General features: G+C 69.3%; 17 protein-coding genes. 5 read left to right on the top strand and 12 right to left on the bottom strand.

Features of this window, described 5'->3' with window-relative positions; genetic code table 11:
* Positions 1 to 92: 92 nt before the first annotated feature.
* From C3B61_RS14040 to C3B61_RS14020, 5 genes are all read right to left on the bottom strand, one after another.
* Positions 93 to 836, bottom strand: a complete 744-nt coding sequence (locus C3B61_RS14040) for an SDR family NAD(P)-dependent oxidoreductase (RefSeq protein ID WP_103461248.1) — start codon at positions 834 to 836, stop codon at positions 93 to 95.
* Positions 837 to 841: 5 nt separating this feature from the next.
* Entirely contained in the window at positions 842 to 1621 is a 780-nt protein-coding gene (locus tag C3B61_RS14035) for an SDR family oxidoreductase (protein WP_103461247.1), read from the bottom strand.
* Positions 1618 to 2157: a MarR family winged helix-turn-helix transcriptional regulator gene (locus C3B61_RS14030; RefSeq protein WP_165787992.1), complete on the bottom strand. Its 540-nt coding sequence runs from the start codon at positions 2155 to 2157 to the stop codon at positions 1618 to 1620. Before C3B61_RS14030 ends, C3B61_RS14035 begins: the two co-directional genes overlap by 4 nt.
* Before the next feature lie 99 nt (positions 2158 to 2256).
* The gene (locus C3B61_RS14025; RefSeq protein ID WP_103461245.1) at positions 2257 to 3084 is read right to left on the bottom strand and encodes a siderophore-interacting protein; all 828 of its coding nucleotides are present in this window, start codon (positions 3082 to 3084) and stop codon (positions 2257 to 2259) included.
* A gap of 52 nt (positions 3085 to 3136) precedes the next feature.
* A complete protein-coding gene (locus C3B61_RS14020; protein WP_103461244.1) occupies positions 3137 to 3607 on the bottom strand; it encodes a hypothetical protein in 471 nt (156 codons plus the stop codon).
* A gap of 166 nt (positions 3608 to 3773) precedes the next feature.
* Between C3B61_RS14020 and C3B61_RS14015 the strand changes: the two genes are divergently transcribed.
* Positions 3774 to 4382: a TetR/AcrR family transcriptional regulator gene (locus C3B61_RS14015; protein ID WP_103461243.1), complete on the top strand. Its 609-nt coding sequence runs from the start codon at positions 3774 to 3776 to the stop codon at positions 4380 to 4382.
* 11 nt (positions 4383 to 4393) lie between these two features.
* Here C3B61_RS14015 and C3B61_RS14010 read toward each other — a convergent pair whose 3' ends face one another.
* Both C3B61_RS14010 and C3B61_RS14005 read right to left on the bottom strand, forming a co-directional pair.
* A complete protein-coding gene (locus C3B61_RS14010) occupies positions 4394 to 5500 on the bottom strand; it encodes a Gfo/Idh/MocA family protein (RefSeq protein ID WP_103461242.1) in 1107 nt (368 codons plus the stop codon).
* A complete protein-coding gene (locus C3B61_RS14005) occupies positions 5497 to 6300 on the bottom strand; it encodes a sugar phosphate isomerase/epimerase family protein (RefSeq protein WP_088457511.1) in 804 nt (267 codons plus the stop codon). Before C3B61_RS14005 ends, C3B61_RS14010 begins: the two co-directional genes overlap by 4 nt.
* Before the next feature lie 133 nt (positions 6301 to 6433).
* On the opposite strand from C3B61_RS14005, the gene C3B61_RS14000 reads away from it, so the two are divergent.
* The 3 genes from C3B61_RS14000 (at position 6434) to C3B61_RS13990 (ending at position 9608) form a co-directional block, all read left to right on the top strand.
* Complete coding sequence (locus C3B61_RS14000; protein ID WP_103461241.1) at positions 6434 to 7093, top strand: hypothetical protein; 660 nt, start codon at positions 6434 to 6436, stop codon at positions 7091 to 7093.
* Positions 7094 to 7225: 132 nt separating this feature from the next.
* Positions 7226 to 8575: a hemolysin family protein gene (locus C3B61_RS13995; protein WP_103461240.1), complete on the top strand. Its 1350-nt coding sequence runs from the start codon at positions 7226 to 7228 to the stop codon at positions 8573 to 8575.
* Positions 8568 to 9608 carry a hemolysin family protein gene (locus C3B61_RS13990; RefSeq protein WP_103461239.1) on the top strand — a complete coding sequence of 347 codons (1041 nt, stop codon included), beginning with the start codon at positions 8568 to 8570 and terminating at the stop codon, positions 9606 to 9608. Before C3B61_RS13995 ends, C3B61_RS13990 begins: the two co-directional genes overlap by 8 nt.
* Positions 9609 to 9734: 126 nt before the next feature.
* On the opposite strand, the gene C3B61_RS13985 is transcribed toward C3B61_RS13990, so the two are convergent.
* Positions 9735 to 10991 (bottom strand): MFS transporter, encoded by a 1257-nt coding sequence (locus C3B61_RS13985; protein ID WP_103461238.1) that lies wholly within the window; start codon positions 10989 to 10991, stop codon positions 9735 to 9737.
* A 204-nt stretch (positions 10992 to 11195) separates the two neighbouring features.
* Between C3B61_RS13985 and C3B61_RS13980 the strand changes: the two genes are divergently transcribed.
* Positions 11196 to 11576 (top strand): DUF1622 domain-containing protein, encoded by a 381-nt coding sequence (locus C3B61_RS13980; RefSeq protein WP_088457505.1) that lies wholly within the window; start codon positions 11196 to 11198, stop codon positions 11574 to 11576.
* A 38-nt stretch (positions 11577 to 11614) separates the two neighbouring features.
* On the opposite strand, the gene C3B61_RS13975 is transcribed toward C3B61_RS13980, so the two are convergent.
* From C3B61_RS13975 to C3B61_RS13960, 4 genes are all read right to left on the bottom strand, one after another.
* Entirely contained in the window at positions 11615 to 12787 is a 1173-nt protein-coding gene (locus C3B61_RS13975; RefSeq protein ID WP_103461237.1) for a methyltransferase, read from the bottom strand.
* A gap of 157 nt (positions 12788 to 12944) precedes the next feature.
* Complete coding sequence (locus C3B61_RS13970) at positions 12945 to 13937, bottom strand: LLM class F420-dependent oxidoreductase (protein WP_103461236.1); 993 nt, start codon at positions 13935 to 13937, stop codon at positions 12945 to 12947.
* A 36-nt stretch (positions 13938 to 13973) separates the two neighbouring features.
* Positions 13974 to 14378, bottom strand: coding sequence for a VOC family protein (locus tag C3B61_RS13965; protein WP_088457502.1), 405 nt, complete (start codon positions 14376 to 14378; stop codon positions 13974 to 13976).
* A 30-nt stretch (positions 14379 to 14408) separates the two neighbouring features.
* Positions 14409 to 15008: a signal peptidase II gene (locus C3B61_RS13960; RefSeq protein WP_244285942.1), complete on the bottom strand. Its 600-nt coding sequence runs from the start codon at positions 15006 to 15008 to the stop codon at positions 14409 to 14411.
* Between the last annotated feature and the right edge of the window lie 8 nt (positions 15009 to 15016).

The raw sequence follows: 15016 nt of genomic DNA, 5'->3' as shown, positions 1-15016 counted from the left end.
AGTGACAGAAGACCCCGCACCGCGGTAGGCCCCTAGCCAGGACGGCGCCGCCGTGCCATTGACGCCGTCCGCGTCGACGCAGCACTGTCGCCTCAGTGCAGCTTGATGGTCCCACCGTCGACCATGAGCGTCTGCCCGGTGATGTAATTCGAGTCGTCAGAAACCAGGAAGGCGACCGCGGGGGCGACATCGGTACCCGGGTCCCCGAAACGACCGAGGGGGATCTTGGCCAGGGTCGACTGGTACAGCTCGGGGAACGCCTGTGACCAGGCCTGCACACCCTCGGTCATCGCCATGGGGCACACCACGTTGACCCGGATGCCGTCTGGTGCCCATTCGTTCGAGACGACGCGGCTGAGGCCCCGGATGGCTTCCTTCGCCGCCGCGTACGCGGCCTGGGTGGGCTGACCGTCCAGGCCGGCGCCGGAGCCGAAGTTCACCACCGATCCCGTGGTCTTCTTCAGTTCCGGGTAGGCGGCGCGCATGAAGTTGATGGTGGCGCGCAGCCCGGTGGAAAAGGAGAGGTCCCACATCTGCTCGGTGAGCTCGAGGAAGGGCGCCTGGCGCGAGGCGTGCGCGTTGTTCACCAGTCCGTGCAGCCCGCCGAAGCGATCCACGGCTGCGCCGACGGCCCGCTCGGCAACGGCAGGATCGGACACGTCGCCCTGCAGGAACACCACGGTGTCGCCGAGCTCGGCGGCCAGGGCTTCCCCGGCCTCCCGGGCGAGATCCACCACGACGACGCTGGCACCGCGTTCCACGAAGGTGCGGGTGATGGCGCCGCCGATGCCGGAGGCCCCACCGGTGACGATGACGCTCTTCTTGTCGAGTTGCATCGGGGTTACCAGGTGCTGTCGCCGCGCAGGACGGCGTCGTAGCCGCCGTCGATGAAGATGACCTGGCCGCACAGGTGCGAGTTCTCCTCGTCGGCGAGCCAGACGAGCAGCTTCGCGGCGACGTCGGCGTCAAAGGGCCCGTTGAGCGGCATCGGCACCTGTTCGTTCAGCTTTGCCCGGCCCTCGGGGGTGGCGACCAACTCGGTCGTCATCGGGGTGAGAACGACACCCGGCGCGATCGCGTTGAGTGGAATCCCGGCGCCCGCCCACTCGGCGGTGGGTGCGGTCGTGCGCAGCCACCGGGCCAGGGCCCGCTTGCTGGACGAGTAGATCTGGTGCCCGGTCGCCGGGGTCGTGGCGAGTTCGGCGGCGCGGGCCAGGGCATCCTGTTCGGTGCCTTCCAGCAGGAGTCGCACCAGCTCCTCATCGAAGGGTTGTAGCGATGCCATCGAGGCGACGGCCACGGCGCGCGGGGCGGGGGACCGGGTCAGCAGCGGACGGAGGCCCTCCAGGGTTGCGACGGTGCCGTAGTAGTTGACCGCGGCGGTGACCGGGATCGGGTGGCTGAGACCGGCGACGGCGATGACGCCGTCCAGCACGCCGCCGGAGAGTTCCTCGGCAGCGTGGATCAGGTGCTCGCGTCCCTGCACCGTGGACAGGTCGGCGTTGATGTCGGAGTCCTTGAGGTCGGCGCCGATGACGTTGTGGCCCCTGGAGCGAAGGAGCGCGGCGGTGGCCTTGCCGATGCCGCTGGCGGCGCCGGTCACGAGGTAGGTGCGGGTCATGATTGATCTACTTTCTGGTCGGTGGTGGGTTCAGGTGTCGGTGCCTCAACACTGATGGCGTACGCGAGCGCGTCATCTCGGAATCGGCGGAGGAGCCGGTCGAAGTCGTCGCGGTCGTCGTCTGACCACTGACGCATCAGGTCGGCCATCATCGCGTCGCAGGCCCGGGTCAGCGCCGTCGTGGCGGCTGTTCCTGCGGGCGTCAGCCGCACCAGCGTGGCCCGGGAATCGTCGGGGTCCTGACGCTTCTCGATCAGGCCGTGCGCGGTGAGCCGGTTGCTGAGCTTGGAGATCGCGGAGGCACCCACGCGCAGGCGGGAGGCGAGGGCGGATGCGCGCTGTTCGCCGTCGCGGGCCAGAACCGTGACGGCCACGATCGAGGTGGCGTCCAGATCAACGCCGGCCTCGACCGCCAGTCCCCGGATGAAGGTTGCGGAGGACCAGACCGAGAAGACCTCGAGCAGTGCCCCGAGTTGTTCATGACGGTACGGCTGAGCGGACGTTCCTCGTGATGCGGCGTCGGCCTCGGGGGGCACAGTGGCACGTCCTTTCACATCCTCAAGCTTTTACTGTCTTCAAGACAGCATATGTTCGAGGACGTCGTGGTGCAAGCCCCGTTTCGCCGGCGGGTGTCGCTAGGAGACGGGCAGGATCACGCCGATGGGTTCACGCTTCTCGGCCTGGAACCTGTCTTCGGTGCGGCCCTGCGCCCAATACCCCGATAGGGAGAGCTCGGATCTCTGCACGCCACGCGCCGTGAAGACATCGCGCAGTGCCTTCATCGCCGAGCGCTCGCCGTGCGCGAAGATCTGCGGCCGGCCGGGCAGCCAGCTGGCTGCGTCCACCGCGGCAGACAGCTGCGCCGGGTCGGTGCCGAACAGCCATCGGATCTGCACCGCACCGGGCGCGGTCAGCTCCAGGATTTCGCTCGCGCTGGCCACTTGGATGAAGGCCAGTCCCGCTGCCGTGGCCGGCAACGACTCCAGCGCGGCCGCGATGGCGGGCAGCGCGGACTGGTCGCCGGCGAACAGGTGCCAGGCCGAACCGGGGTCGGGGGCGTAGCCGCCGCCGGGGCCGGAGAACGAGAGCAGGTCACCCGGTTGCGCCGCGTCGGCCCACGGACCGGCCAGACCCTCGGTGCCGTGCACGACGAAGTCGATCGCGAGAGTGCGTGCGTCGAGGTCCACCTGGCGCACTGTGTAGGTGCGGGTCACCGGAAGGTCTTCCGGAGGGAGGATCTCCCGCAGGGCCGTGATATCGAAAGGCGGCGTGAGACCGAGCTCCCGCTTTGCGAAGTGGATCTTCACGTATTTGTCGGTCGAGTCGTTGGTCACGAACCTGTCGAACTGCTCGCCGGAGAGGACGATGCGCACCAGATGAGGGCTCAGTTGTTCGCGGCGCACAACGTGAAGAGTGATCTGCGGACGCACGGGACGGGCCGGACTGGCGGTGAGAGTAGTCATCCCGACTCACTCTAAGTTAGGTAACCCTCACTTGGCAATATCCCGGGGGCGGCTAGCCGAAGCGCAGGATCCGGAAGCCTGCCGCGTCCAGGGTGGTGAGGCCGAACCGCTGCCGGAGGGTGCGCTCCTTCTGGCCCGGCACGACATTCGAGAGCGCGAGGGCGACATGGAACAGGATTTCCGAAGCGACCAGGCGCTGCAGCTTCGGGGGAGCGAGCCTGGATCTGGCGCTCTGCACCACGACGATCCGCACGGCGTCCGGTGCGATGTGGTCCTCCAGCTCGCGAAGCAGCGTGGCGGCCTTCACGAGCGAGGATCGCCGGGCGTCCCGGTCGATGGCCAGCACGACCACGCGGGCCGGGCGCGCCGCCAGTGCGTGGTCGGTCACCGGGATTCCCGCCGCTCGCGCGCCGGCGCGCAGCACGGTGAGGAGCTCGTCGGCATCCCCCTCGAGCAGGATCGGAGCCGTCAGGACGTGCGCTGCGATCGCCCGAAGTTGTTCTGCTCGCTTCTTCTTCGACATGCCGCCCCTCTCGTGGTCCTCCCATTCTCCGGCACGGCGGCCAAGGGGCCTACTGGTGGGCGCTCTGGGTCGAGGCGGCATCCTGGCGGCGGCGGGCTTCAGCCCCGGAATCCGGGGATTTTCGGTGCTTATCTCACGGTTCGCGGAACCTCGCTAGCCTTGCACCATGGCCACCCTGGGCAGATACCCGAAAGGCGTTGCGAAGCGCGCCGAGATCCTGGAGACCGCCCTGGCGCTCGTGGCGCGGCAGGGCTTCCGTCAGACCTCGGTACGGGACATCGCCGCCGCGGTCGGGCTCACCCAGGCCGGCCTGTTGCACTACTTCGAGTCGAAGGATGACCTTTGGGTGGCCATCCTCCGCACCAGGGACGAGATCGACGCGTCGAAGGATCCCGAGGACCCGGACCCGGCGGCCACCTTCGCGGCCCTGATCCGGCACAACGCCGAGGTGCCCGGGCTCGTGCAGATGTTCGCCAACCTGTCCGCCGCGGCGGCGACCGACCCAGAGCATCCGGCGCACGAGTACTTTCGGGAACGCTACGCGCACTCGCGCAGCACGATCACGGCCGGGCTGCGCCGCATGCAGGCATCCGGGCGGCTCGACGACTCGGTCGACCCTGAGATGTTGGCGTCGATCCTGATGGCGGTCAGCGACGGTATGCAGGTGCAGTGGATGTTCGACGACAGCCGCGACATGGGCGCACACGTCGAGGCCGTGATAGCCCTGGCCCGCACGGGGAACCGCCCGCCGGCGGCGAACGGTTCCCCGGCCTGAGGGAGGAGCGGCTACAGGGTGGCCGCCGCGGGATCCCAGTCCTCGGGCAGCGGCGTCGGCCGGGCAACGCTCGACGCCACGTCGACGCTCTGACCGGTCTCGGCGGCGTCGGAGACGGCCAGCAGCACATCGAGGACGTGCGCGGCGACAGCACCGCTGGCGTGCTCGGGCACACCGGCACGGATGGAGCGGGCCAGGTCGAGCACGCCAGAGCCGCGACCGTAGGTGGAGCCCACCGCCGGGACAATGCTCGGCTCCTCGTGGCCGAACCGCCACAGCGTGGAATCACCCTCGAAGGTGTTCGGGTCCGGCAGCACCAGGGTGCCCTCGGTGCCGCTGATTTCTACGAAACCCATCCGCGGCAGGGCGTTCTGGAAGCTGAAGGTGGACTGCGCGGACTGGCTGCCCGCGAACGAGATGACCGCCGCGTGATGGGTCGGCACTTCCACCGGGAACTCGGTGCCCGCGCGGGGCCCGCTGCCGATGGTGCGGACCGCACTGGACTTGGACGACACCGCGCCGACCCGGCTGGCGGCGCCGAACGCATGCACCAGCGTCGTGACGTAGTACGGACCCATGTCGAAGAGCGGCCCGGCGCCGTATGCGAACAGGAACTCGGGGTTCGGGTGCCAGGCGTCGGGGCCGGGAACGTGGAACATCGTGGTTGCCGTCAGCGGCTCGCCGATGTCGCCGCGGTTGATGGCCCGCATGGCGGTCTGGATGCCCGCACCCAGCACGGTGTCCGGCGCGCAGGCGACGCGGAGCCCCGCGGCGTCCGCCGCGGCGAGCAGTGCCGCGCCGGAGTCGTGGTCAAGGGCGAGAGGCTTCTCGCTCCAGACGTGCTTGCCGGCGGCGATGATGCGCTCACCCACCGCGGTGTGCACGGCGGGGATGGTGAGGTTCACGACGATTTCGATATCGTCCCTGGCCAGCAGGTCCTCGACGGACCCGTGTCCGGGCACCCCGTAGGCCTCGGCCTGAGCCTGGGCGCGATCGAGGTCGAGGTCAGCGACAAACAGCACGTCGAGGTCGGCGAACGCCGTCATGTTCTCCAGGTAGGTGCCGCTGATGACGCCGGCGCCGATGACACCGACGCCGACGCGTCCGGTGCGGCTCACTTGTCGTTCTCCGCGAGCCAGGCGAACGACGCCGCGATGCCCTCGAAGACATCACCCGCGTAGCCGTCGAACTCCACCACGCGCAGGGCGTGCGGCGCGGCCTCGAGGATGGCGGCGACTCCGACGTCGCCGCTGCCGGCCGGCAGCTGGCTGCTGAAGGCGGTGACGAGCGCATCGGACACGTTCAGGGCACTGTCGCTGCCGGGCAGCGTCGTGACGATGTCGCCCTGGACCGGGCCGTCCTTGATGTGCAGGAACTGCACCCGGTCGCCCAGGCGGCGTAGCAGCTCCGGGGTGTCCGCGCCTCCGACGGTCGACCAGTAGGTGTCGAGTTCGAGGACCACGTCGGGGGAGAGGCCGTCGAGGAACAGCTCGTAGATGCTGCGGCCGTCGACCTTGTTCGCGAACTCCCACTGGTGGTTGTGGTAGCCGAAGCCCAGGCCGACAGCGGCCGCCTGCACCTGGAGCTCGTTCACCCGGTCGGCGATCCTGGCGGCGTCGTCAGCGGTCTGCCACCGATCGCTCGGGATGAACGGGTCGATGACCGTGCCGATGCCGAGCTGTGCGGCGGCGTCGAAGGTGCGGGCCGGGTCGTCGGAATCGATGACGGGTGCGTGTCCGGACGGCGCCGAGATGCCGGATGCCGCGAACGCCTTCTCGAACTCATCCGCGCGATCGACGAACGCGTACGGCTCCACCTTGGTGAAGCCGATGTCGGCGACGCGGGCGATGGCCCCCTGGAGGTCTGCGGAGATGGCATCCCTCACGGTGTAGAGCTGGACCGAGGGTGTGCTGGACATACGTGCTCCTTTGGAAGTAAGTGCGTGATTCTTCTGCAGGAACAAACCTAACGGTGCAAGGTTTTATCCACCAGACCCGGCCGGTGATTCGGCATCCGCACACTCGAACCGAGAACTCGATAGCGTCGCAGATGTGACCCAGACCTACGAGGTGCCCGCGGACTGGCTGACCGGCGCCGCCTCCCGCAAACCTCTGCAACTCGTCAATGCGTTCGCGTTCGCCACGTCGTCGACCCCGCCGCCGGACCAGTGGACCTACTTCGCCAAGCTCCGGCCCGTGCCGTGGCGGCCGGTGGCCGGCTGCGCCGCCATAGCCCTGGTCTGCGTCTGGGGATTCTTCGGCACCCTCGAGCTGGCCGGGGATGAGGTCGTCTACACCCTCATTCCGCTGGCCGGTTTGCTGGTGGGCGGGCTGTACTTCGGCTGGATCGCGATCATGTCGGTTCTCTCGTACAGCAAACGCACCGGCTGGCCGCACCTGCACGGTGCGGGCATCGGAGAATCCGGCATAGCCTTCCGCTTCGCCGGCGGCGACGCCGACGTTCCGTGGGACTCGGTCACCTCGATCCGGGCGGTGTTCACGAACGCGGACGATCCACGCAAACCGCACATCCCCGTGCTGCGGGTCGAGTTCGACGGCTCGACGGTCGATCTGAACACCGGGATTCTCGGCGCCAACCCGCGCCTGCTCTACTCGGCGTTGACCTATTACTGGAAGAACCCCGAGAGCAGGAGCGAGCTGGGCACGTCCCTGGCGCAGAAGCGGATGGAGGGCTGGCTGCCGGTGGGGTGATCCTGTGCGTTTGTACAGGGAGCGGCCCTAGGCTCGGGTGACTATGGATGACCCTCCCACGCATAAACCCTTGCTCCCTGCCCGCCCCGAAGCTTTTCGGACACAGAACTTCCGGGCACAGGGAGCCACCTCGTGAACGAATGGATCATGCTGGGCCTCGGGCTCATCCTGACGTTCGGCACCGGCGTGTTCGTCGCAGCCGAGTTCGCCCTCGTCACACTCGACCGCAATGAGCTCGAGGCCCGAGCGGCCCGCGGCGAGAGACGTCTCGGCCCCACCATCAAGGCCTTGCGGATCACCTCGACGCACCTCTCCAGCGCACAGCTGGGCATCACGCTGACGACCCTGCTCACCGGATACACCTTCGAGCCGGCCATCAGCTCGCTGTTACGCGGCCCGATGACGGACCTCGGGGTGCCGGAGGGCGTCGTGCCCGTGCTCGGCACCGTGATCGGCATCTCGCTGGCCACCCTGTTCTCCATGGTGATCGGCGAGCTCGTGCCCAAGAACTTCGCCCTGGCCGTTCCCCTGGCCACGGCCAAGTTCGTCGTGCCGATGCAGGCCGCGTTCACGGCGGTGTTCAAGCCCGTGATCCTGCTGTTCAACAACACCGCCAACGCCCTCATCCGCCTGGTCGGCATCGAGCCCAAGGAGGAACTCTCCGGCGCGCGCAGCGCCGAGGAGCTCGGCTTCCTGGTGCGCCGGTCGGCCCTGGAGGGGCTGCTGGACGCCGACCACGCCGAAATGCTGGGCCGCACGCTGCGGTTCTCCGAGCTCTCGGCCGCCGACGTGATGACCCCGCGGGTGCAGATGTCGTCGGTGCAGGCCGGCGACACCGCCGAGAACGTCGTGACTCTGGCCAGCGCCACCGGCTTCTCCAGGTTTCCGGTGATCGGCCGGGACACCGACGACATCTTGGGCGTGCTGCACGTCAAGCAGGCATTCGCGGTGGCTCTGGGTCGCCGCACCCTGGTGCGCGCCGACGAGCTCATGCTGCCCGCCCTGCGGGTACCGGAGTCGATGGGCGTCGACCGGCTGCTCGGCACCCTGCGCCAGCAGGGCCTGCAGATCGCCGTGGTGTCCGACGAGTACGGCGGCACCGCCGGCATCGTCACTCTGGAGGACCTCGTGGAGGAACTCGTCGGCGAACTCGAGGATGAGCACGACAGGGCCAAGCCCGGCATCGTGCGCACCGGCCGCTCCATCGTCTTCGACGCGGGCCTCCGCCCCGACGAACTGCTCGAGCGGATCGGCGTCGCCGTGCCCGAGGACGGCGACTACGACACCATCGCCGGATTCGTGACCGACCGGCTCGACCGGATGCCCGAGCTGGGCGACACCGTGCCCATCGACGTGGGCACCCTGCGGGTCGAGCGGATGGACGGTGCCCGCGTCTCGCGCATCCGTCTCACCCCCACCGCAACCACGGCGGACCTCGACCCGGTGACCGCTGCTAGTGGAGGGAGGCCGACCCATGAGTGAGTACCTTCCCGGGCTGCTCTGGCTCGTTGTGCTGCTGGCCGTCAACGCCTTCTTCGTCGGCGCCGAGTTCGCCGTGATCTCGGCCCGACGCTCGCAGATCGAGCCGTTGGCCGCGCAGGGCAGCAAGGCCGCCAAGACCACCTTGTGGGCCATGGAACACGCCACGCTCATGCTGGCGACCTCACAGCTGGGCATCACGGTGTGCTCGCTGGTGATCCTCAACGTGTCCGAACCGGCGATCCACCACCTGCTCGAGATCCCGCTGGGCCTCACGTCGCTCCCCGCGGAGGCCATCGGTGTGATCGCGTTCGCGGTGGCGCTGGGCCTGGTCACCTTCCTGCACGTGGTGCTGGGCGAGATGGTGCCCAAGAACATCTCGTTCTCGGTGCCCGACCGTGCCGCGCTGATCCTGGCGCCGCCGCTGGTGTTCGTGGCCACGGTGTTCAAACCGGTGATCTTCAGCCTGAACTGGCTGGCGAACGGGGTGCTGCGGCTGTTCAGGGTGACCCCCAAGGACGAAGCCACCAGCGCGTTCACCCTCGACGAGGTCGCCGGCATCGTGCGGCAGTCCACCCGTGAGGGCATGCTGATGGATGCCTCCGGCACGCTCTCGGCGGCGTTCGAGTTCACCACCAAGCGGGTCCTGGACGTGGAGGTGCCACTGTCCGGCATCGTATTCCTGCCCGAGCATGCGTCGCCGGCGGACCTGCAACGGGCGGTGGCCGAGCACGGTTTCTCCCGCTACATCCTCACTGACGGGGCCGGGTTGCCCGCCGGCTACCTGCACCTCAAGGACGTGATGGACCTCACCGGACCGGACGCCTTCGCGCAGCCGGTGCCCGTCAAGCGGGTGCGCAAGCTGGTGACAGTGCTGCGAGACAGCGACCTCGAGGACGCCCTCGCGGCCATGCGCCGCACCGGCTCGCACGTGGCGTGTTCGTTCGACACGAGCGGGGTCGCCACCGGGGTGCTGTTCCTCGAGGACATCATCGAGGAGCTCGTCGGTGAGGTGGAGGACGTCACCAGCGTGTAGCCGGCGTGGTGGGTGCCCAGGAGGCAAGCGCACCGTTTTATTAGGAAGTAGTGCGTTTATTAGGACCGAATCGGGCAAAGCATCCTATTAAACGAACTTTGTCCTAATAAGCGACCGGTGAGTGCCTCAACTGAGCGTGGGTGCCGGGCGACGCAGCAGCGACCAGGCCGCCACCACCGCGACAAGGGCCATGGCGGCGACGCCGAGGCCCGAGTAGCCCACCAGCAGCAGGACCGGACCGGCGAGCGCCCCGCCGAGGGCGCCGGCGGCGTTCATCGACAGGTCGGAGAAACCCTGTAGCGCCGACCTGTCGTGCACCCCCACGGCCTCCGTGATCAGCGCCGAGCCGGCCACGACGGATGCCGACCAGCCGAGCCCGAGCAGGATCAGCCCGACTGTCATGGCGGTGGCGTTCTCGCCGGCGAGCCAGAACAGCACGAGCGCGGCCAACAGCAGGGCCTGGCCGGCCAGGATCACCGGCACCCGGCCCAGCCGGTCGGCCAGGGCGCCGAACAGCGGCGACAGCGCGTACATACCGGCCACGTGCAGGCTGATGGTGAGGCCCACGATGGTGAGCGAGGCGCCGTGCTCGGAGAGATGCACCGGGGCCATCGACATCAGCGCCACCATGGTGGCGTGGCTGAGGGCGATGACCACCACGGCATAACGGGCCAGCGGGTTGGAGCGCACGATGGCCAGGCCGCCGTGCTGCCGGGTGCTTGTCGGCCGCGCCTCGCGCACCGACAGGGCGGTGAGCAGCGGGTCGGGGCGGAGCCCGATCGTGTAGACCAGGGCGGCACCGACCTGAGCGGCGAGGGAGAAGGCGAATGCCCCGGTCAGCGGCGGCAGGCCGAGCTGCGCGCCGACGACCTCGCCGGGACCGAACAGGTTGGGGCCGAGGACCGCGCCGATGGTGGTCGACCACACCACGATCGAGAGGTCACGGGCGCGAGTGGTGGCGCCGGCCAGGTCGGTGGCGGCGAACCGGGCCTGCAGGTTGGTGGCCGAGCCCGCGCCCAGCAGCATCAGGGCGAGCAGCAGCAGCGGGAAGGTGTCCAGCGCGACCGATGTGATGGCCAGGATGGCACCGACGCCGGCGATCCCGGCGCCGGTGGCGAGGGACCGGCGCCGGCCGCTGGCCTGGGCCAGTCGGGCAAGCGGCACGGCCACCAGGGCCGCGCCCAGCGTGCTCATCGTGGCGGCCATGCCCGACCAGGCATTCGAGCCGGAGAGCTGGGCGGCGAGCAGGGCGCCGAGCGAGAGCGTGGCACCCATGCCGATGCCACCGAGGATCTGGCCGAGGACGAGCACCCGCACGACCTTCCGCTGCAGGCGGGGGTGCGCGCTCGCATCCGTTCCGGCGGGACGGCGGGGTGTGGTCATCGGGATCCCTGTTGGTTGACTGTGTGGTGCGCTGCGGTGTCGATCAGCCTACGGCCGGTGACGTAAAGGCGGAATTTTTCGCCGAAACGCCGGCCGAGCACCCCGCGCAGACGGCGTTTCGGGAATTTCTTCGCCTGTGCTGCTGCCGGTCGAGCCTGTGGAGGGAGTATCTTCGCGCCAACGGTGACGGCGGGAGATGCGCGGATGACGTTCGAGGCAGTGGTCGAGGCGGCCGTGCGAGTGGTCGAGGTGGTGGGTGCGGCCATCATGGTGTTCGGCGGGCTGGCGGCGCTGGTAGCCGGCATCCCGCGGATGCTGCGCGCGGACACCCGGGCGACGGCGTACCAGACCATGCGCCGGGAGCTTGGCCGGGCCATTCTGCTGGGCCTGGAGGTGCTGATCGTGGCCGACATCATCCGCACCATCGTGGTGGAACCCACGGTGGAGAGCGTGCTGGTGCTCGGGGCGATCGTGATCATCCGGGTGCTGCTGAGCTTCTCGCTCGAGGTGGAGATGGACGGCGTCTGGCCGTGGGCCAGGTGGCGGATGATGGGAAAAACTGAGACGTCGAGCCCGCCAGGCTAGGACGCGGTCGGGCCCGGCGGCCGGTGGGGTCGGGCGGATCAGGCCCGGCGCAACCGCCAGACCGAGGTGACCTCGGCGGCCCTGGCGGCATGCAGGGGGTCGGTCGTGTCGGCGACCTTGTGATGGGTGGGGCGGGTGTCCAGGCGCGCGATCACCGTGAGGCCGGCGTCGTCGATGAGGTCGAGCAGCGTGCCGCGGGAGCGCAACCCGAGCAGCTCGGCCAGGTTGGAGAGGATCAGCCAGCCCTCGCCGCCATCGGTGAGGTGCCCGGCGAGCCCGGCCAGGAAGCCGCGCAACATGCTGCTGTCGGGGTCGTAGACGGCGGCGTCGGTGCTCGTCGCGGCCGAGGCCGGCAGCCAGGGCGGGTTGCAGACCACAAGGTCGGCCCGACCCGCCGGGAACAGATCGGCGTCGAGAACGTCGACCCGGTCGGCCAGGCCCAGGCGTTTCAGGTTCTCTCTGGCGCAGGCCAGTGCTCGTGCCGACGTGTCGGTGGCCACCACTTTGTCGATGCCGCGGCGGGCCAGGATCGCGGCGATGACGCCGGAGCCGGTGCCGATGTCGAACGCCGACCCTGTCGCGGGCAGCGGAGCGGTGGCGACGAGGTCGAGGTATTCGCCGCGGACCGGCGAGAAGACGCCGTAGTGCGGGTGGATGCTCGCGCCGAGCGCCGCGACCGGCACACCCTTGACGCGCCACTCGTGCGCGCCGATCACGCCGAGCAGTTCGCGGAGCGAGGTGACCGACGCGGTGGTGCTGGGGCCGTACGCCTCATCGCAGGCCTGACGCACGTCGGGGGCGCGGCGGAGGCTCAGGGTGCGGTCGGCGTCGAGGGAGACGAGCACCAGGCCCAACAGCCTTGCGCGGCGCATGGCCTCGGTGCGGCCCACCTCGAACGCGGCCTTGAGCGAGTCGCTGGGAGTGCGTCGGTGCCGGTCAACGCGACGGGCCATCGCCGTGAGCAACTGCCGGGCGTTCTGGAAGTCGCCCTGCCAGAGCAGGCCGGTGCCGGACTTCGCCAGCCTGTACGCGGCATCCGCGGTGAGGGTGTCGTCGACGACGACCACACGCTTGGGGGCCGGCCAGCCGCCCTCGGAGTGCCAGCGGGCGGTGTGCTCGGTGTCGCCGTCACGCCAGTGGATGTCTGCGGGGGTGTTGATGCTTCCCGATTCGGTGCTCTGGGTGCCGTCGGGGGTGTTCGTGCTGGACATGGTGTCCGATCTTGTGCCGCTGGGTTTCGTATCCGCCCGAGTCGTGCACGCGGGACTCTCGGTCGGAGCCAGCCCTGGCAGGCTGTCGCGACCTGTTCGATTATCGCATCCGTCGCCGCCCGACACCGAGAAGGGGCGGGCGGGCGACGGGCGAGCGCTACAGCAGGGCCGGCATGACCTCGCGCTCGAACAGCTCCAGGCCGGACCTGTCGTAGGCCGCCTCGGGGAAGTAGTGGATCGCGTAGCCGAGGCCGCGCTGCTTCATGCCGTTCAGGCGCTCCACGATCTGCTCGGGCGTGCCCACGCCCTGCGCCTCGCCGCTGCGGTACTCGGCCATGAAGCTCGCCGCGCCCTCGACGCCGAGATACGGGGTGACCCGGGCCTCGATGGCATCCAGCCGTTCGGCGACCTCGGCCTCGTCGCGGCCGATCACGGTGTTGTAGTTGGCCGAGCGCACGATGGCGTCGAAGTCGGTGCCGAGGGTGGCGCAGTGCTCGCGCAGCAGGTCGCTCTTGTGCGTGAAGCCCTCTGGGGTGCCGTCGAAGTTGGTGTAGTTCGCGTACTGCGCCGCGATGCGCAGGGTGACCTTCTCGCCGCCGCCGGCGATCCAGATCGGGATGCCGCCCTCCTGCAGCGGCAACGGCCGCACGATGGCGCCGTCCACCTGGTAGTGCTCACCGTCGAGGGTGGCGGTGCCGGTGGTCCAGGCCTGCTGCATGATCTGCACACCCTCATCGAGACGGGAGAGGCGTTCGCCGGCACGCGGGAAGCCGTAACCGTATGCACGCCACTCGTGCTCGTACCAGCCGGCGCCGATGCCCATCTCGACGCGGCCGCCGGAGATGGTGTCGATCGTGGAGGCCACCTTGGCCAGGTACGCGGGGTTGCGGTAGCTCATGCAGGTGCACATTTGGCCGAGCCGCACCCGACTGGTGGTGGCGGCGAAGGCGCTCATCAGGGTCCACGCCTCGTGGGTGGCCTCTTCGCTGGGCACCGGAACCGTGTGGAAGTGGTCGTACACCCAGATCGATTCCCAGGCGCCGGCATCCGCGTGCGCGGCGAGGCCGCTCATGGTGGCCCACTGCTGGGCGGGGTCGATGCCGACGAGGTCGTGACGCCAGCCTTGGGGAATGAAGAGTCCGAATCGCATGGGCCCAGCCTAGGGGTGGCGGCGGCGGAAACGGCGTCAGGCGGGCAGCACCGCGAACAGTGAATGGATGTTGCCCTCGGGGTCGGCGAAGAAGCCGGTCAGGTGCCCCCAGTCGCGCTCCGCTGGTGCGGCGATGGCCACCGCTCCACGCTCGACGAGCTCGGCGAACCGGGTGCGCACCTGGTTCGGGGTGCCGCACTGGAAGTTCAGCTCCACGGCCTGGCCGCTTCGCGGCGCCACGAACGACGGATGGTCGTGGGTGTGCGCTCCCATGCCGGCGCGCCGGAAGATGGCGAGCCGCACCCCGATGGGGCCGCCGAGCGCCACGTAGTCCGGCTCTCGCACGGTCACCTCGAATCCGAGCGCATGCTCGTAGAAGTCGGCCATGCCGGCCACGTCGTCGGCCAGCAACGTCACCCCTTCGAGCATCATCGTGTCCATGCCTCAGACGGTAGCATCGCCCGGGTCGACTTACGGCCTGGTGTCGGGGTCCTCCGGTGTGGAGGAGCTGGTGGAGGCAGCGGCGCCGGTCTCGGCGGGCTCCGCATCCGGGCGGCGCAGGTGCACGCCCATCACGGTGAGGATCGCCAGCATGATTGCGCCGGCGAAGATCGCGATGTCGGCGACGTTGCCGATGAACAGGTTGCCGTAGCCGATGAAGTCCACCACGTGGCCGCGGGCGAAGCCGGGCTCGCGGAAGAGCCGGTCACCGAGGTGGGTGGTGGCACCGCCGAGCAGCAGGCCGAGGGCGACCATCCAGCCGCGGGACTCGACCCGCCAGGTGAGCATGGTGATCCACACCACGGCGCCGGCGGCGAGCACCGCGAACACCCAGGTGAAGTCGGAGCCGATCGAGAATGCGGCGCCGGGGTTGTAGACGAGCACAAAACGGATGATGTCCCCGATCACCGGAATGACCCTGCCATCGGCGAGTTCGGCCTCGGCCCACCACTTGGAGGCCTGGTCGATGAGGATCACGAGCAGGGCGATGCCGAAGGCGGGCCAGGCCAACCGGGAGGCCCGCCGCGAGCGGGTAGAGGCCGGCAGCGGAGTCTGGGAGGCAGAAGTCACCCCTCCAT

Source organism: Cryobacterium zongtaii, assembly GCF_002909375.1.
Classification (GTDB): Bacteria; Actinomycetota; Actinomycetes; order Actinomycetales; family Microbacteriaceae; genus Cryobacterium; species Cryobacterium zongtaii.
Note: the sequence above shows the minus strand (reverse complement) of the source record. Positions and strands in the feature narration are given on the sequence as shown.